This window comes from Nocardioides sp. Z35_8 (assembly GCF_059621125.1).
On record NZ_JCAQIE010000001.1, the window covers coordinates 2,337,903 to 2,355,097 of the forward strand.

Genomic DNA, 17,195 nt, shown 5'->3' on the forward strand with positions numbered 1-17,195 from the left:
ATCAGGGCAGCCATGAGCAGACTGCTAGATGGGAAACCACTTCACTCCGATGGGGCACTGACGGTCGTATCTCTCGCTCAGGAGGCGCAGGTAAAGCGGCACGTCCTCACTCATCGCCACACCGATCTGAAAGACGAGTTCTACGCCAAGGTCCGTGCGCAGGGCCACGTGCCGGCCAGCGAGGTGAAGCTCCGCGAGACCCTCGCCGAAACCCAGACGCGTCTCGACGCGGCCACGGCGGAGGTGGTCGAACTGAACTCGACGATTGAGCAGATGGCCCGAGTCATCAACGTGCTAACGGCAGAGAACGAAGCCTTCCGCCAACAAGCTGAGTCAGGGTCGGGCAGAGTGGTTCCGATCCGCTGACGGGTGTGGTGCTGATCAGTGACATCGCAAGAGTGCCCACAGCTAGGCGGATGCGGATGTGGTCACCCGGCCCGTGATGGCAGTAACGACGTGCGAACACGGCGGGTCAGTGGTCCAAGCTCCACAGAAGTACAAAGAGGTACAAAGGTGGGAGCACGCATGTGAAGTGCGCTTTCTCGGACCATGAGTGCTTCGCTCCTAGGGCCGAGCGCATCGAGGCGCCCCGCATGAGGTCCGAGGTGTCAGTGTGGATGGCCGCGAGGATGCCGACGCTGATGCCAGGTCTTTGGTTGGCTCGTCGGTCGTATCCTTGTGTGAAAGCGTAGGTGTCGTGCGACGTAGCTCCGTGACTCCCGACGTGGCGCGTCTGTACACGCGACGCCACCTTTACGCTGCCATGAGACTGACCGCGACAGTCGTGGACAAGAGTTCCGCGCGAGACCGATCGTTCACAGCGACCGGCTTCCTCCTTTCGCAGCGCGCGTCGACGGAGCGCCGTCTTTGGCTGGTCACCAACCGGCACGTGCTCGATCCGTCGTTCGGCCCAGAGGGCGCAGGGCACATGCTTGAGGCGATTCGCGTCGAGGGGACCTCCGTTGGTCGGCGCGGCTCGGACGACTCAGCAATCAGTTTCACCGTCCCGTCTCCCTCGCCCCTCTTTCCGGCGGACCCCGGGGTCGATGTGGGGATAGTCGGTCTCGACATTGAAAGCCTGCCGCGCTCAGTAGAACGCATGGCGTTTTCGACCACTGATTTGGTGAGTCGTGACGCCGTCCTGCAGGACCGCATTGGTGTGGGCTCCGAGGTCGTCATGGCCGGTTTTCCAACGCTCGACAACGGAGCCTCGACCCGTCCGCTCCTTGTTCCCGGGCTGGTCAGTAGCGATCTTCACCATGCCGCTGAGTACGGGGGAAACGTCTACGAGGGTCGGGGCATGTGCCATGCGTTCAGTCGCGGCGGAATGTCCGGGTCACCCGTGTTGACCACGATCACGCGCGAAGGCTGGGGAGAGGACGACGGCGATCCAGCGACCCTGGCCGTCGAGATCCTAGGGATCAACTGCGGCCACCCTCGGGAGAAGCACGGTCCGGAGGCGCTGTCGCTCTTCGTTCCCGCCTGGACACTCGACGAGATGCTGGCCGATCAGGGCGACCTCTCAGCCAAGCTCCGGAACCTCAACGCCAAAGAGCGCAAGGGCGAGTCGAAGCGACCAGTGCCCTAGAACCAGAGACGGGCACAAGGGCCTGCTCTTGACGAGGTGCGTTTACTCATTCCATGCACGTCGTCTTCCTTAGTCCATTCGACGCTCGCCGGATCCAGGAGAGAGACGACTACGACGACGGCCGCCAACACCGCCAGACGTTTCAGGTCAACGCGCCCATGGCGGACTGGCGCCGCCGCTCTCGCTACCGAGCGCTCCTGGTGGGCCGTGATACGCGGAATCGTGGCGAACCGCACATCATTGGTGTCGCGAGCGTGACTACTCGCGCACGATACGAGTCAGAGCGGACTGCCCTTCTAGACGTCGGCCCATGGCTGCTCTTCAAGAGCCCGCTTCGGCTTGCGTCGATCCATGTGCAGTTGAGGAGCCACTTGGCCCGGGTTGTCGAAGCTGAGGAAAGTCGGGCCCTCCCAGAAGCCACAGGGGTTCAAGTTGCTGACCGATTGCGAACGCTCGTCCCAGAGTTCGCCGAGTTGTGGGAGCAGTTGCCTGAACCCGGCTCGCCCACGCGCCGGCTGGTCCCGTCGGCGGAACTACCACTTCTCGATGCCGGACAGACTGCACTAAGGCTGTTCACTCGCAAGTGGGGGGAGATTGAACCGTCGCGGCAGGACGTACCTCCCACCCAAGCCGCGGCACGCGTTGAGCGCCTTGCGCGCGCCAGCGAAAACGACTTCATCACCGATGACGCGACACGCTTCCTTGACTGGGAACTGAGCGGTCCGTCCTACGGGGGTTGGTTCGAGTTTCAGGAGGGGGAACGCCAGCTTCTAACGAAGAACATCAACGTGTCGACCGCAGAGAGCAAGACAGGTGCTGACCTGGTCTACGTTTCTGTCGCTCCACCTGCCGTTGTCCTAGTTCAGTACAAGCTCCTTGAGCGCCTCAAGTCGACGGATGAACTCATCTACCGGCCGGATGGCCGGCTCTCTGATCAGGTCGCCAGGATGCTGCGACTAGGCCGGAACTCAGGGTCTCCCCTGGACAGCTCCGACCTGAGGCTGGGAGAGACCGTCGGGTTCGTGAAGTTCGTCGATCCGGCCGAGCAGCGCGCAACTTCGGCACGCAGCATCCGGCTTTCCGGGCATTACCATCCTGCCGACCTCGTAGCGCAGATGCTCAGAGCCCCCGAGGTAGGTCCAGGTGGCGGCGTCGTACACCGGGTTGGCGAGTGGCGTTCGATCGACGGCGAAGTCTTCGCTCGCTTGATTCGCGACCGGTGGGTCGGGTCGCGCGGGGACATCACCGAGGAGCTCCTTGAGATTCTCGGATTAGAGCCTGACCGTGATCCCATGGTGCTCGCCGTCGAGGAACGTGCAGGCCGCAAACTCACTCAATCGGGGCCGGACACCTGGTAGGCGCCCACGCCCGATGCCTAGGGCTTTGTGAGGCTGGCTTCGTACTTGTCCATCTCGACCGCCGGAACCGAGCCGGCCAGCTGCAGTTGGCGGAAGAACCGGATCGCGAAGTGGATCAACTGCAGGTCCGGTGGGCTGACCTCTAGCGGGATTGTGACCTCGCCCTCTGGTCCGACCTGGGGTGTGTAGTCGAAGGTGAAGGCGTCCAGGCAGATTCCGATATTGAGGAAGTCGTCGGCCCCTGGGTCATCAGGCTGGGTCTCGGCCATCGTGCCGACTGGGTCGGTCTTCAACTCGCTGCGGGTAGTGAGAATCCCTCCGATAATGGGGGCGGGCGCAATCTCGGTCTTCCGATAGGTGCCGCCCTTGTGACTGACTGACTCGCATGTGCGCTCGAGACGCCGAACGCTCGCGATTTTCTGCCGGGCGGCTCTGATGTACTCGCTGTTGAACGCTGGCTTCACCTCAAAGATTGCGTAGACGGACTCCACCGGTACGAAGCGGGTGCCGTTGGCCGCACCAAACCACTGCGGGGAGAAGTGAGTATCGAAGACGCCGACGTCAATCTGCTCGCTCATGGCGCCGGTGTGGTCCACCGCGAAAATCGGGCCGACCAGGTAGCGGGTGGGCAGGAAGTCGCGCAGCAGTCCGATCCAGTCTGCCTCGCTTTCGTCCCCTCTGGTCGGGCCGTGCGCGGTGACGTCGCGGATGGCCATGAAGCTTGCCCTCATCGCGGTCTCCTTATTGCGGAAGGCGGCGGCGATGTCGAACTTGGGTGTGGTCACGGGGTCTCCTCGTCCTGCACTCGACGGTCTGATGGCTCGTCTGGTCGCCGCTGGCCTCGTAGCGGCTGGGCCGGCGGTTGCTGATATGGCGGGGCACCGGTCTGATCGGTTCCGATCACACTTATGGATGCCTCAATGAGATGCGTGTCGGTGATGATCCATGCGGCTACGGCGGGCCCGGTCCTGGCATTGGCGACAATCAAGCTGAGGAACTCCGTGAACTGCAGTTCGGGGTCTTTCAAATGCCGCAGATAGGACTGTAGGTCGATGTCACTGGGCATCGGGCCGGTAGAGGGATGGGTGTGCCACTCACCGATCCACATCCCCCTGTGGTCCGCCCATGCCTGGTCGGCAAGGGTCTGCGCGCGACCCGGGTCGCGCAGAAAGCGGCGAGGCTCATGCAGGGCGTGTGGTCCAGGGTCTCCCGCGACGGTGACGTGAAGGTCGACGCTGGAGGTGGCGGCGTGGCCGAGGAGGATCCCGCCGGTCTCAAGGTGGGGGGCGCTGCCTGAGACTTCAGCGGAGATCGTCTTAAGCGCGGATGCCTGGATGGTGACGACGCGCGCCCGAAGGGTCATACGGTCACTCAGGCCGTATTGCATGTCACGCAGTCCCGTCGTGGTGGCGGCACACCGTGCCACATGACCTCCCCGACCGCTGAGACATCGAAGGGATACGCGAGCCCTTGGGCCGAGCGCAGGCCAATAACTGCGTGCTCGCCTGGCAGGCTGAAGAGCTGACCGTGCTTGCCCTCCAGGAGCGTCGCAGCGGCGACCTTCGCGGCAAAGTTGCCGACGAGGTGCAGGTCGGTGGGGATCGCGGTCATCGGTTTGTGCGCGAGACCAGTTCCGTAAGCAAGTTCCTGGTCGGCCTCAGGGTCGATGCCGCCCTCGGCGGCGAGATTCGCGCGCTGGCAGAGCAGACACCCGAACCGCGGTCCGGGGCGCAGCCGGAGAATCTCGCCGATCCCGCCATCGTTGAGGACGCAGGCCTGCACCGAGGGAAGCCCGGCTCGCTTCGCCAGGTGGCTGACTACGCGGCGCGGCGCGATGCCGTCTGCCGCGCAGAGGATCAGGTCAACCGACGGGACGAGGGGCCGGATGAGATCGGTGGCCTCGACGATGTCGGCTGGCACTGGCGAGACCTGATGCTCCGGCCACCGTTCCCCGAGATGCGACTTCATAGCGTCGACCTTGAGCCGACCCACGCGCCGCTGGTCGAGGACGTGCCGGACCTCGTTGTGCCACAAGAACCGGTCTGGATCGACCAGGATCGTCTGTCCGATGCCCATGGCGGCCAACTGGTCGGCAGCGGCCCCACCGATGCTGCCCAGTCCGACGACCATAACGGTGTCCCGGGCGAGCCGGTCGATCGGCCACTGGACGGCCAGCTGCGGTAGCCCCAGTTGTGTCGGCTCGACGGCAATGTCGATGGCGTGGACGGTTTCACGGGTCACGATCCATCCGGCGTACTCCCGGGCCCGGGCTCGGCGCTGCTCCTCAGTAAGCTCGGGGTCGATGGTGATTGCGAGCCCGATCCGATTGCCAGGGTCGTGGACACCGGGCACCCATGTCTTGAAGGTCTCGAACGCGACGGCTGAGCCCGGTCGCCGGATGAGGTCAAGGTGTGCGAGGTTGACGTGCTCGCTGGGCCTTTTGAACCACTGACCGGAGTACTCCGTCCCGGTCCAGCGAAGCGTCTCGTACTCAGTCGGGATGTCGACCGGGATGCGGACGCCGGAGCCGAGTGCGAGTCGGGTGACGACGTACAGCTCCTCCGATTCGAGGTGGGTCATGGTGAGCTCGCCGCTGTTGCTCTCAGCCGCGAGCATCCGATTGGCCGCGTCCCGAGGGACCATGACGAATGGGTCCTTACTCACGACTTCGTGTCACCAACCTGCGTGGGCTCCTCGGGCGTCGGCCCCTCGAGTCGTCTGTCGGCCCCGCTCGACATCGGGTCCATCGTCAGCCCTGCCATCTGGGCGGACGCAGCCCGTGTCACGAGCTGGTCCGACGAGGGGTCGGAGACGATGCCCGAGATCGCCATGGCCTCGATGACTTGCGCCTTCATCAAGGCGTACTCAACCCGCCAGCCGGACGCCTTAAGCAGCAGATCGACGACGCTGGCCTCGGGCTGCCACGCACCATCGGACTGGAGCAGGCAGAGACCCCCACTGGGTAGGACGTGCCACGTTGCCTGTGTCCGCTCCACCATCTCCGGCTCGGGCGCAAGTGGCCAGACCGTCGGCGGGACCATGGGGTATGCAGCCGGGTAGCTGAGGGTGAACTCAAGTCCGCTGCCGCCGGTCAAGACATCTAGGCCAACGGGCGCGGCTCGGTCGAACGGCCACAAGGGGAGGATGCCGTACCAACCGCCATGGATGAAGGCGGTCTCGTCTGGCACGGCGCTCGATGTGGAGGCCGCTCGCGAGACTTCTCCTGAGGCGCCGAGGACCGCGCGGACGCTGGTACCGGGCGGTGCGTACTGCATGGTGGCGCCGAACGCGGTACTAAATGCTTCCACATCGCGAAGATCCCGTTCGAGGCGCGCTGGCTCCGCCTCGGTCCAGCCAATGGATCGAAGCTCTTCCACTCTCGATGGGCCGACGACGCTCACCCCTGTGGGGTGTCCTTGACCGGGCGGGGGACGACAGGCGGGACGATCGCAGGCCCGGGACTAGTCTTGGGCGGTTTGGGAAACGCGCTGCCGAAGACGCTGCCCCAGTGAGCGATCGCGGCGGCGTCGTCACCTCGGGCATACGCAGAGCAGGCCAAGATCGCCTCGTCGCGCGACGTTCGGAGCCGGTCGGCGAAGGTGGCGTAGTCGAGGTCTGGCTGGATCGGGCCACACAGATCTGCTGGATCGGAGACGCTTGCGTGGTTCTCGATCTGAAAGGTCGCGGCAGTGAAGAAGTCCCGCAGTGCGACCGGTCGGGTGTGGTTAGTGGGCAGGAAGTCCAAAGCGAGGACTTCCATGACCAGCGACTTGATGAGCGCGTCAGCGGTGCTGTGCGCCGCGGCCCAAGCCTTGAGCATGCGAATGGTGCCGGCGTACTTCCCCCACGCGGCGTGCCGGGCGGCAACCTCGTCGATTAGGTGCTGGGGATCGGTGCGGATCCAGGTCTTGGTCAAGAACTCAGGAACCAAAAACTGGCCCTCGGAGAGGAGGGCCGGCATCGCGTCGACAGTGAAGGCGTCGGGGTCGTCGGGGTCGTCAAGGAAGCACTTGACGGCGTGGTTGCGCCACCGGGTCAGCCGGACCTGGTTTGCCGAATGAGTGCCGTCCCTGCCAAGGAGCTCACGCACTCTCGTCTGAGTGTGGTTGAGGGCCTCCGCTGCGGAGTCGCCTGGCTGTCCCCAGTTGGGGTGAGCATGCGTGTCGAAGACGATGATGGTGTCGACGTCGTGGATCGGGTCCTTATGAGTGCCCCGCGCCAGCGATCCAGACGGCTTAACTTCGATGACGTCGACGTCGTCGGCGAAAGCGCTCTTGAACAGATCGCGGCGCTCCCGGGCCGTCTTCACCTGCTTCGTGTCGGCGTTTACGGTGGTCTGGTAGGCCTCGAAGGCGTCGGTCACGTTCACTGGTTCCCTCCCCGTTTCTGGTGCCTAGCCCGGACACTAGCTGCGGCCGCCGACACTGCTGATGGTCGAGCGGGCGAGCCGCTCAGAAGGAAATCGATGTTGGCCGAGCCCTGACTCGTCCTGATGTCTGGCTGGCGGAAGCGGAGCGGGGTCAGGCGGGCGAGAGGAGCGACGCATCCGTCCAGAACTCCGCGACTGTCCACGCCCGATCGGTCTCGTCGAGCGCTGCGCAGATGATCAGCCCGTCGTAGTGCCCGTCGATGCAGCGCCACTTGACCAGGAGCGCCGGTAGGCGGCCCCACGGCGACGCGTACCAGCAGTGCTTGAACTTGGGCGGCGGCGTCACGGGGGACGCTTGCTCCGGCGTCGGAGCAGTCCACGAATCGGGGGCTTTGGGGCGCTTGCCGTGGAAAGCGGCAGTGCTGTGCGTGCCTACGGCAGGTCCGTCATTCGTCGACGCCGCCAGGCGGACGCGTGTGTTGGCGACACGTTCGGCGAGCGTCTCGCGAGGAAAGCCGTCCTCCTTCTGTCCCATGCCGCCAGTCACAAGCCCTCCAGCAGTCGAACACTTGCTCGATATGGTAGCGCTGGCTCTTGCCCTGTGGAGTGCGGGCCGTTGGAGGATCATCGGCAGTAATGTGCCGAACGTGGTCTCGGACGCTTCCCGCGAGCAGAAGTGGGTAACACAGCTCGAGGCCGCACGCATCCTTGGACTCGGGGCCAGCGGAAGCGCCATCCCGAAACTCATCCGGCGAGGGCTGCTTCATCCCCGCCCGCAACGACCCAGCCTCGAACGCGCCGAGGTGGAGCGGCTCCGTGACGCCCGCGCGGAATCGGCGCGTCGGCGCGCACTCGCCAGAGAGCCTGCGCTGCCTTCGCGTGCGCCGGTGCCGCCGGATGAACACCCTGACTGGGTGTTGGCGGCGGAGCTGGCGCGGGAGATGGGGGTAGGCGGGCCATGGGTGGTGCATCAGCGGGCCAGGCGTGGCCGGTTGCCGTATGTGACTGGCGACGACGGCACACGCTGGTTCAGGCGCGATCTGGTGCAGATGGCCGTGCGGGCACAAGAAGTGACAAGAACGAGACGACTCGATTCACCGAGCTGAGCGCGGTGACTACTTCGTACTTCGTGGCGGCGACACGTGCACTCAGGCAAAGAGGTCCGCGCGGCTACTGTGCAATCAGGAGTCGACTCGACGGTCACGCAACAGCCTGCTTCATCGCGGCTGAGGCATGCAGGCGTGCCTTCTCGCTCTGACGGTGACTTCGAGGGTTGTGTGGGCGTCCACCACCAACGTGCGTTCAGTCGAGTCGTCGGCTAACTCGATAAGCCCCTGCACGTCCATGCGCAGGATTCTGTCGATCTCGCGTCGGAAGTCGCCGGGGTCGTCGTAGCCGCCGAGGGGAGTGAGTGTTGCGATCTCATCGCGTTCTACTGCGACGGCCCACTCCAGGTCTTCAACCAACAGGTAAGGCGGCGTGTCGGTTTCCCGCAGGCTCTGCGTTGGGCCGGCAGTCAAGCCCTCCACGATTCGACCATCACGGCACACGAGCCGCACCTCAGTGTGGAGCGCAACCCATGCAATCGGCACGCGTCGGCCGCCCTCGGTCTCGACGATCCAGCACGAGCAGATTGGGTCGTTTCGCATCATGCCTCGCTCAGATAGTCGCAACGCAAACACAAGATATATCTTGTGGTCTTCGACGCGCCGCCACACCACCGTGTCGCTACGTGCCGAAGAGCCCGAAAAGCGCCCATGCCAAGCTGTCAGTGACGCGTGCGACACGGTTCGGCCTCAATGTCCGCCAGCGTCGGGTTGAGGTGGGTCTCACGCAGGAGGCCGCTGCGGCCTCGGCGGGGCTCACGCCGCAGTACTTGAGCGACATCGAACGAGGCAACCGCAACCCGACCTTGGCCACCGTGTACGCATTGGCCGACGCACTTGATTGCGCCGCGGTGGCACTGCTTCCGGAGTAGTTCGAAGCAGACCGTCAACTACCCCCGGATCTCCGTCCACCCAATCGGGGCGACATCTCGCGAGACCCACCAGCCCGCGTGATTGCAGGTCTCGCGAATCTCATGCCTGGACCGGCCGCGGCTGGCAAGTGGCACACGCAGGTGGAGCGGCGCCACCGCGCCGAGCCTCATCGAAGCACTGAGATTTGGCCGTGGGCTCAGGCAGGATGAAGCCTCACCGCCAAGTACCGAGGAGTCACCCTTTGAGCAGCGAGCTGGACTCAATCCTCGCGCGAATCGAGCGCAAGGACCCCGAAACCGCGAAGGAGCTCCGGCGTCATGTCGGCTTGCTTTCTAAGCGGCGTGAGTTCGGCCTCAACTTCGAGCGCCACACGCCAGAACGTGTGGGGCTGCCTGGACGCCCCATTTCTGTCGGCGACAAGGTCATGTTCATCTCGCCACGCGGCGAATCCAAGCTTGAGTCGTCGGACTCGTGGATCGTTCTCGCCGTCTCGGGCGATGGCACGCGAGCGACTGCCGAGTTGCGCAACACCGAGACCGGGGAAAGGGCCGATCGCCTCGTTGAGAATCTTGTGTTCGCGGCCGACTTCCGCGACCCGATCTTCCCCGGGCTCACTTCCGTCGAGAGAATCGAGAACGGGAACGGCCCCTTTCACGCGATCATGAACGGGGAGAACTACCACGTCCTCGACGCGCTGCGGTACACGCACGGTGGGGCCGTCGACCTCGTGTACATCGACCCGCCGTACAACACGGGAAACGAGGGGTGGATCTACAACGACCGCTACGTCTCGGCTGAAGATGGCGACAAGCACTCGAAGTGGCTCGCCTTCATGGAGCGCCGGCTGAAGATGGCCCGGCGCTTGCTGAAGGATTCGGGCGTCATCATCGTCGCCATCGGCGACGATGAGCACCATCGGCTCCGCATGCTGATGGACCAGGTCTTCGGAGATCACAACTTCATCTCTGACGTTGTGTGGAACGGCAGTCGCAAGAACGACGCCACCTTCATCTCCAACGCTGCCGACTACATGCTGTTCTACGCGAGAGACATGACCAGCCTCGCTGCAAGAGGGAGGTGGCACCAGCCCAAAGCCTGGGCCGAAGAGGTCCTGAACGCAGGCGCCGATGCCTGGGAAGCCTCGGGCGGGGTCAGCGAGGAAGCAACGAAGCGTCTGAAAGCTTGGTTCGCGAAGCAGCCCAAGGGCAAGTTTTCTGCGAGCGCTAAGCACTACAACTTGGTAGACGACCAAGGCCGCGTCTTCTCAGAAGCTGACCCCGGATTCCCAAACGGCAAGGGCCCCAGATACGACGTGGTCCACCCGAAGACGGGGCTTCCTTGTCGTGTTCCGGAGAACGGGTGGCGCTTCAACGAGGACAAGTTCAAGCAGATGATCGCGGACGGCCTCGTGCACTTCCGAGCGGATCACACGTCCTTGCCGCGTCCGAAGACTTTCCTTGCCGAACAGCTGAACGAGAAACCCGAGTCGGTGTTCTACTCCTCCCGCAAGGCGCCAGCACAACACGTAGCCAAAATCCTCGGCGACAAGCGTTTCCCGTACCCGAAGGACCATGAAGTCCTTATGCGGTGGTTTGCCATCGCGGCCCCGCGCGATGCCGTCATCCTGGACTTCTTCGCCGGGTCCGGAACTACGGCAGAGGCCGTACTCCGTCTCAACGCCCAGGACGGTGGGAGCCGTCAGTGCATCCTCGTCACGAACAACGAGCTGGCCTCGAAGGACGCCAAGGCATTGACCAAGGCCGGACACCGCGACGGCGATCCGGAATGGGAAGCGAAGGGCGTCTTCGAACACGTCACACGTCCACGCATCTCCACCGTCGTTACAGGTCAGCGTCGCAACGGCTCCACGTACGCGCCGGGGCTCGACGTCAACGTCGAGTTCTTCAACTTGACGTACGAGAACCCCGAGCTCGTCGAGATGGACCTTGCCTTCGAGCGCATCTCGCCCCTGCTCTGGCTGAAAGCTGGCGCAGAGGGCCGTCGCATCGACACTCCGACAGACGACTTCGAGATCGCCGACACCTATGCAGTGCTCTTTGATCCGGACGCCACAGCGCCCTTCTTGAAGGCCCTCCGCGGTTCAGTAGGCGTCCGACTCGTCTATGTCGTCACCGACGACGAGCCGCAATACCAGGCTGTCGACCGTCAACTCCCCGAAGGCATCAACTCGGCGCGCCTCTACTCGTCGTACCTCCACACGTTCACGATCAACACCGGCGCAGCCGAGGACTGAGAGAACACCTGATGAAGTTCGACCTGTTTCCCTACCAGGAAGCGGCCATCCGTGACGTCCTGCGCAGACTCAGTTCGGCGAAGAACAGGTGGCACTCTGCCGAACCTGTGCGTTCGTCGTTCGCACTGACGGCTCCCACGGGCGCCGGCAAGACGGTCATCGCTGCAGCGGTCATCGAAGCGCTCATCCACGGCTCCGACGAGTTCGACATGGACCCCGACCCCGGGGCAGTTGTTCTCTGGATGAGCAAGGATCCTGCGCTGAACGCGCAGACCCGCCACCGTTTCATCGAGGCCGCCGACCGTATCGACGTCGCCGAACTCGTGCTGCTCGACAAGGACTTCGGCAGTGACCGCCTTCAGCCAGGCAACGTTTACTTCATCAACCCCGCCAAGCTAAGCAAGACGGCCCTTTTCGTCCGCCGCACCAACACGCGGCCCGTCACCTTCTGGGACATCCTCGACAACACCATCAAGGACGAAAATCTCACCCTCTACCTTGTCCTCGACGAGGCACACGAAGGCGTCACGCCGATGCGAAGGTCCGAGGCGGACGCCAACCAGACGATCGTCATGAAGGTGATCAACGGCAACGGCTCAAACGCAGCCGTGCCGGTCGTATGGGGCATCTCGGCCACCGTCACACGCTTCAAGGAAGCCATGGCCGCAGCGAAGCAGCGCTACGACGATGACGACGTGTGGGTCGACCCCCGCGACGTCCAGGAGTCGGGAATCATTAAGAAGACCCTCTCCGCAGAGATCCCGGACGAGAAGGGCGAGTTCGACACCACCTTCGTGCGCAAGGCTGCCAGGCAGTTCGAGACCACGTGCGACCTGTGGGACAAGTACGCCGCCGAGCAGTCGCTCGAGAAACCCGTCCTGCCGCTGCTTGTCATTCAAATCCCCAACAAGTCCAGTGACGACAAGGACTTCGCCGACGAAGATGCGCTCATCGCGCGGTACCTCGACGTGGTGCGCACCACCTGGAACGGCTTCACCGACGACTGCGTAGCCCACGTACTGGGCGACCGTGGAACGATCGACGTAGCGTCTTACAGGATCCCGAAGGTCGCCCCGGAGGACATCCAGGACGACCTCACCGTCCGGGTGCTTATCGCGAAGGACGCCATCTCGACGGGGTGGGACTGCCCGCGTGCCGAGGTCTTGGTGTCGCTCCGCCCAGGCGAGGACCACACCTACATCACGCAGCTGCTGGGACGCATGGTTCGCACGCCGCTTGCTCGCGAGACCAGCGACGACCGGCTCAACTCCGCGTCCACGTACCTGCCGCGGTTCAACAAAGAGCAGGCGGAGAACGTCGTCAAGGAAATCATGGGACTGAAGGACCCCTCCGGCGCGATCATCGCGCGGGAGGGCGGGGGACCGAAGGTTCTCTTCAGGCCGGTCGACCTTGCCTGGAACCCCGACGTCCAGACAGAGGCGCGGTTGGTCATCGAGACGCTCCCGTCTCTGCCGAAGCCAGCAGCCGACCCCAAGCCCATCAAGCGACTCTTGGCTGCCGCCGTCGCCTTCTCGCAGGACGGTTTGGTTGAGAAGGCCAACGACAAGGCGCACAACCACCTCATGTCCGTCCTCGATGGCATCACAGCGCAATACGCCACCGAGGTTGCCGCGGAGGCCGAGCAGATCAAGACCGCGGCCATCCGCCGCCTCTCGGCCACGTTCGGCGAAAGGGACGTCCAGGTCGAGACGGACTCAGATGCAGCAGACATAAACACCGTTGACGATGCCCTTCGTGCAGCTCGACGGATGCTGTCCACTTCGCTTGTTAACCGCTACCTGAAGCGCAAGTACCAAGAGGCCATTGCGAAGGACCTGCACCACCCACTCATCGACGTTCGTGCCGTGGTGGCCGCACTCGCGACCTTCAAGACCCCCGCAAATGAGCGCACCGTCCAGCAGCGGGTAGAGGATGCAGCCGACGCCCTCCTGAAGACCTGGCTCAACGACAACCGTGTAGCGCTTCGAGGACTTCCAGACAGCCGTAAAGCCGAGTACGACCGCATCCGCTCGCGTGCGCGGGACCGCGAGCAGGTCGACACCGAGCTCAAGACCGACGAACGGGTCGACAGTGTCGACAAGTCCCACGTCTCCCTCCCGACGGCCAAGTTCCACCTACTTGCCGACGGGGACCGAAACTGGCCCGTCGAAGAGAAGATGGCCGACAACACGTGGGAGATGGCGGTCCTCCGCAAGGAACTCGGCCTGAAGCTGGACGGCAAGGATCGCCCGAACCTCGTGGGTTGGTACCGGAACCCCTCGTCCGCTGGGAAGCACAGCGTGCGGATCGCCTACCGCGACGGCGATGCGTGGAAGTCCGTCCAGCCGGATTTCGTCTTCCTTGAGCGTGACGGTCAAGGGACGATCCGGCCCTCCATCCTCGACCCGCACGGACCCCACCTCGCTGACGCGATGCCCAAGCTAATGGCCCTCGCCGACTACGCGGAGGACTACGGCGACCATTTTCTCCGCATTGACTCGATGGCGGCCGTCAGTCGCGTCGCTACCGGCGCAGACCCGGCGCTTGTGGTCCTGGACATGCTGGACAAGGACGTTCGCGGAAAGATCCGTGACGCAGCAGGCAAGGGCGAGTCCGCGGAGTCGCTGTTCAAGACCATAGGGGTGACGTACTGATGACCGCTTGGGTTATCCGCGCTGGCCGTGACGGCGAGAACGAGCAGTGGTGCCTCGATCACGGCCTCGCAGGTGTCGGATGGCGCGAGTTCGGGGATATCTCGGACGTGCGCTCCCGCGATGAGATGCGAGCTCGCGTGGATGCGGCACGTCCCGACGACACGGCCGGCGCTCGGGCGCAGTGGTCCACGCAGCTCTGGGCCCTGTTGGCCATTGAGCCCGGAGATCTGGTTGTAATGCCGATGAAGACGACACAGACGGTCGCCCTAGGAGTCTGCACGAGGGCCTATCACTACGTCGCCGACGAGCCCGACCCCACCCGTAGGCATCGAATCGGCGTGGAGTGGAAGCGTGACGACGTCTCTAGGTCGGCGATCCGGCAGGACCTGCTGTACACGCTCGGCTCACTCGCGACCGTTTTCAAAGCCAAGCGGAACGGCGCCGAAGACCGGTTCCGCACCGTCATCGAGACCGGTGTGGACCCGCAACTCGAGGAGCCTTGGAGCCCCACGAAACTCGATACAAGCGGGCGCGACGGCAACGATGAAGATGAGTCCGGCGTCTTCACCGACCCGGTGACGGTCCCGACCCTCGCGGCGATACGCGACCGCGTCCTCGCCCACGTTACGGAGTCGTTTCGTGAGCACGAGCTCACCAATCTGGTCGCTGACATCCTCCGCGTGCGTGGCTTCCGCTGCGACGTGAGCCCTCCCGGCCCCGACGGCGGCGTGGACATACTCGCTGGCTCAGGTCCGTTGGGTTTGGACTCGCCGACCCTCATCTGCGAGGTCAAATCCTCCCCGACGCCGCAGGGCGTCGACGTAGTTCGAAAGCTACAAGGGGCGATGCTTTCCAACCGGTCCGACCAAGGTCTTCTGGTGGCGTGGGGAGGAATCACCAAGGAGGCTCGGCGGAGCATCGCCTCTGACCGGCTCACCATGCGGGTGTGGGACGCCGACGAAGTCCTGGATCAGCTGTTCGACGTCTACGAGCAACTTCCCGAGTCCATGCGGGTGCGGATCCCCATGAAGCGTGCATGGGTTCTCGACGAGGAGCCAGGGTGAGCGAACGCAAACGACCGGATCGACGGCGCGCTAGCGAAGTTGTCGGTTTGCCGATGTGCGCGACCGTCGACGGTGGGCCGCCAGCCAGGGTCTTCGCCAGACTATGAGCCACGTCGCCGCCTTCCTCAACGGGGAGCGCCGACAGGTCTGGGCGCTGCACCGCGAGACGGGCGCGCCCCACTTCCTCGCCGAAGGTCAAGCCACCCAGCTGCGCGACTTCACCAAGGCGTCGCTGCGCTGCCCTCACCCGGATTGCGCCGCAGAGATCTCCACCCGCGGCGGCTCAAAGCGCGACCATTTCCTCCACGTCGCCAAGCCGGCACACGAGACCGGCCGCGAGTCCGAGTTCCACTTGGCCGGCAAGGCGATGCTGACCCAGTGGGCCGCGTCACGAATCCCCGAAGGCGCCGAGGTGCGCGAGGAGCACACCGTCAAGGACCCAGACACCCGCTTGCTGCGGCGCGCTGACGTGATGGTCACCGGGCGCTCAGGCCGGCAGGTTGCCTACGAAATCGAGTACAAGTCGTACGCCATCGAGGCGTGGCAGGCTAAGCAGGCCGACTACGACGCCCAGGGCATCGTGTGCGCGTGGCTGATTGGACACACAAAGGTGCGTCTGGCTGCTGGTTCCTCCAGCCCCGGTGACGCCGATGCGGCCGCCGTTCGCCTTCCAGAACTAGCCACTGTCATCGCACGCGCAGGGCACCCCGTCATGGTGGTGAACCCGGTGACCCAGCAAATCGGGACCCTCGCGGGCAGCGCGCGGTTCGATGAGCGCTACCGCGGCACCAGCGGCGCATGGCTGGCTGTCGACGGCCTGGACGACTGCGAGTTCAGCCCTCACGGCGGCATCATCACGCCAACGCTGCGCCGCATCGCCGAGGCCGAGGAGGAGGTGGTCCGCGAGCTCGCGCTGCAGGAAGCACGCGAGGTCGAGGCCAGGCACCGAATCGCAGTGTTCCGGGGCGACGACCTCCGCGCGTGGGAACGCAGCCCGCTGCGCGCGACCATGCTGGCGAGGTGGGGCACGATTCCCGACGTGCTGGCGCGCGATGCGGGGGCAGGTGGCGGTGTGCTAGCCGTCCTGCCTCACTGGCACGGCGCGATTTACGAGGACCTCCTTCACCGTCGGACCGTCGACTTCAGGTGGCGAGACGTCTTCGCCGCACTCGATCGGCACGACATCCGACGCCATCCCGACACGAAACTAGTGTTCAGGACGCTGATTGCTTGGCTGGAGACGATGGAGGTGGTCGGCTTGCTGCGCATTCACCGCGACCGTCGGCGCCGCGTGCTTCTCTTCTCACCGACGGGTCTGTCACTGGATGAAGCTGTCGTGGGCTCAACTCCCTAGAAACGGGGCTGCTGCCCGGAGCCTGCGGGGGGCCGCGGCCGAGCGGCGCTCGGAACAAGCGGTCTGCACAACGTGCACGTCGACCCGTGCTCAGGACCGTAGCGCAGCGCCCGGGGTGCCGTGGTGAAGACCCGAGTATGTAGCCGGTCAGTCGTCGCAGTCGCAGGGAGTGAGCCAGCACCTCTGGCAAGTGACCACGGACGGTGGCGGCGACGATCCACACCGTAGACACGAGCGCCACGTGCTCAGATCGAACCGCTCCTGGTCAGCGTCCTCGCGACCCCATGTTCCGCGGTTGCTTGCGGACCACTCGAACAATCCCCAACCGTCCTGCTCGATTTCGACCAGGTTCGACTCGAACGGCCGTTGCTCGATCCAGCGGCGCACAGCAGGGCAGTCGAAGTCCGCGTGACGTACCCCTGTGAACGATGGCGCCGCCGCCGATGCACGCTGCCGGACTAGCCACACGGTCCCGGTTTGGGCGGGCTCCACTTCCACTTCTTCGAACTCGATCGCCACCAGCCGCATTCAACCCCAACAACCTACGACGCCGCGACGCGGCACGGACACCACCG

The 17,195-nt window shown here is 64.5% G+C and carries 15 protein-coding genes; 8 read left to right on the plus strand and 7 right to left on the minus strand.

Going from position 1 to position 17,195, the window contains the following annotated elements:
• Nucleotides 1-12 precede the first annotated feature (12 nt).
• The 3 genes from AC54T2_RS11295 (at nt 13) to AC54T2_RS11305 (ending at nt 2,946) form a co-directional block, all read left to right on the plus strand.
• The gene (locus AC54T2_RS11295; protein ID WP_496666190.1) at nt 13-366 is read left to right on the plus strand and encodes a hypothetical protein; all 354 of its coding nucleotides are present in this window, start codon (nt 13-15) and stop codon (nt 364-366) included.
• 397 nt (nt 367-763) lie between these two features.
• On the plus strand, nt 764-1,588 hold the full coding sequence (locus tag AC54T2_RS11300; RefSeq protein ID WP_496666191.1) for a S1 family peptidase: 825 nt from the start codon (nt 764-766) through the stop codon (nt 1,586-1,588).
• Nucleotides 1,589-1,641: 53 nt separating this feature from the next.
• Nucleotides 1,642-2,946 carry a hypothetical protein gene (locus AC54T2_RS11305; RefSeq protein WP_496666192.1) on the plus strand — a complete coding sequence of 435 codons (1,305 nt, stop codon included), beginning with the start codon at nt 1,642-1,644 and terminating at the stop codon, nt 2,944-2,946.
• A 17-nt stretch (nt 2,947-2,963) separates the two neighbouring features.
• Here the strand turns inward: AC54T2_RS11305 and AC54T2_RS11310 are convergent, their stop codons facing one another.
• The 7 genes from AC54T2_RS11310 to AC54T2_RS11340 all read right to left on the minus strand — a co-directional run bounded on the left by AC54T2_RS11310 (nt 2,964) and on the right by AC54T2_RS11340 (nt 8,967).
• Complete coding sequence (locus tag AC54T2_RS11310) at nt 2,964-3,731, minus strand: DUF6602 domain-containing protein (protein ID WP_496666193.1); 768 nt, start codon at nt 3,729-3,731, stop codon at nt 2,964-2,966.
• Complete coding sequence (locus AC54T2_RS11315; protein ID WP_496666194.1) at nt 3,728-4,333, minus strand: Mov34/MPN/PAD-1 family protein; 606 nt, start codon at nt 4,331-4,333, stop codon at nt 3,728-3,730. Before AC54T2_RS11315 ends, AC54T2_RS11310 begins: the two co-directional genes overlap by 4 nt.
• Nucleotides 4,318-5,562, minus strand: a complete 1,245-nt coding sequence (locus AC54T2_RS11320; RefSeq protein ID WP_496666195.1) for a HesA/MoeB/ThiF family protein — start codon at nt 5,560-5,562, stop codon at nt 4,318-4,320. Before AC54T2_RS11320 ends, AC54T2_RS11315 begins: the two co-directional genes overlap by 16 nt.
• 44 nt (nt 5,563-5,606) lie before the next feature.
• Entirely contained in the window at nt 5,607-6,347 is a 741-nt protein-coding gene (locus AC54T2_RS11325; protein WP_496666196.1) for a hypothetical protein, read from the minus strand.
• Nucleotides 6,344-7,315, minus strand: coding sequence for a nucleotidyltransferase domain-containing protein (locus tag AC54T2_RS11330; RefSeq protein ID WP_496666197.1), 972 nt, complete (start codon nt 7,313-7,315; stop codon nt 6,344-6,346). The genes AC54T2_RS11325 and AC54T2_RS11330 overlap by 4 nt, the downstream gene beginning before the upstream one ends.
• A 151-nt stretch (nt 7,316-7,466) precedes the next feature.
• Nucleotides 7,467-7,850 carry a hypothetical protein gene (locus tag AC54T2_RS11335; protein WP_496666198.1) on the minus strand — a complete coding sequence of 128 codons (384 nt, stop codon included), beginning with the start codon at nt 7,848-7,850 and terminating at the stop codon, nt 7,467-7,469.
• Nucleotides 7,851-8,532: 682 nt separating this feature from the next.
• The gene (locus AC54T2_RS11340) at nt 8,533-8,967 is read right to left on the minus strand and encodes a hypothetical protein (protein ID WP_496666199.1); all 435 of its coding nucleotides are present in this window, start codon (nt 8,965-8,967) and stop codon (nt 8,533-8,535) included.
• Between the two features lie 80 nt (nt 8,968-9,047).
• Between AC54T2_RS11340 and AC54T2_RS11345 the strand changes: the two genes are divergently transcribed.
• The 5 genes from AC54T2_RS11345 to AC54T2_RS11365 all read left to right on the plus strand — a co-directional run bounded on the left by AC54T2_RS11345 (nt 9,048) and on the right by AC54T2_RS11365 (nt 16,620).
• Nucleotides 9,048-9,293 (plus strand): helix-turn-helix transcriptional regulator, encoded by a 246-nt coding sequence (locus tag AC54T2_RS11345; RefSeq protein WP_496666200.1) that lies wholly within the window; start codon nt 9,048-9,050, stop codon nt 9,291-9,293.
• A gap of 242 nt (nt 9,294-9,535) precedes the next feature.
• Nucleotides 9,536-11,548 carry a site-specific DNA-methyltransferase gene (locus AC54T2_RS11350; RefSeq protein WP_496666201.1) on the plus strand — a complete coding sequence of 671 codons (2,013 nt, stop codon included), beginning with the start codon at nt 9,536-9,538 and terminating at the stop codon, nt 11,546-11,548.
• An 11-nt stretch (nt 11,549-11,559) separates the two neighbouring features.
• Entirely contained in the window at nt 11,560-14,202 is a 2,643-nt protein-coding gene (locus tag AC54T2_RS11355; protein WP_496666202.1) for a DEAD/DEAH box helicase, read from the plus strand.
• Nucleotides 14,202-15,266, plus strand: a complete 1,065-nt coding sequence (locus AC54T2_RS11360; protein ID WP_496666203.1) for a restriction endonuclease — start codon at nt 14,202-14,204, stop codon at nt 15,264-15,266. Before AC54T2_RS11355 ends, AC54T2_RS11360 begins: the two co-directional genes overlap by 1 nt.
• A 103-nt stretch (nt 15,267-15,369) precedes the next feature.
• Complete coding sequence (locus AC54T2_RS11365) at nt 15,370-16,620, plus strand: competence protein CoiA family protein (RefSeq protein ID WP_496666204.1); 1,251 nt, start codon at nt 15,370-15,372, stop codon at nt 16,618-16,620.
• Nucleotides 16,621-17,195: the final 575 nt, after the last annotated feature.

Excerpts from the sequence above, each read along its gene's own strand:
- AC54T2_RS11295 (WP_496666190.1), top strand. The coding sequence starts at position 13 with ATGAGCAGACTGCTAGATGGGAAACCACTTCACTCCGATGGGGCACTG.
- AC54T2_RS11300 (WP_496666191.1), top strand. The coding sequence starts at position 764 with ATGAGACTGACCGCGACAGTCGTGGACAAGAGTTCCGCGCGAGACCGA.
- AC54T2_RS11305 (WP_496666192.1), top strand. The coding sequence starts at position 1,642 with ATGCACGTCGTCTTCCTTAGTCCATTCGACGCTCGCCGGATCCAGGAG.
- AC54T2_RS11315 (WP_496666194.1), bottom strand. The coding sequence starts at position 4,333 with ATGCAATACGGCCTGAGTGACCGTATGACCCTTCGGGCGCGCGTCGTC.
- AC54T2_RS11320 (WP_496666195.1), bottom strand. The coding sequence starts at position 5,562 with ATGCTCGCGGCTGAGAGCAACAGCGGCGAGCTCACCATGACCCACCTC.
- AC54T2_RS11335 (WP_496666198.1), bottom strand. The coding sequence starts at position 7,850 with ATGGGACAGAAGGAGGACGGCTTTCCTCGCGAGACGCTCGCCGAACGT.
- AC54T2_RS11340 (WP_496666199.1), bottom strand. The coding sequence starts at position 8,967 with ATGATGCGAAACGACCCAATCTGCTCGTGCTGGATCGTCGAGACCGAG.
- AC54T2_RS11355 (WP_496666202.1), top strand. The coding sequence starts at position 11,560 with ATGAAGTTCGACCTGTTTCCCTACCAGGAAGCGGCCATCCGTGACGTC.
- AC54T2_RS11360 (WP_496666203.1), top strand. The coding sequence starts at position 14,202 with ATGACCGCTTGGGTTATCCGCGCTGGCCGTGACGGCGAGAACGAGCAG.
- AC54T2_RS11365 (WP_496666204.1), top strand. The coding sequence starts at position 15,370 with ATGAGCCACGTCGCCGCCTTCCTCAACGGGGAGCGCCGACAGGTCTGG.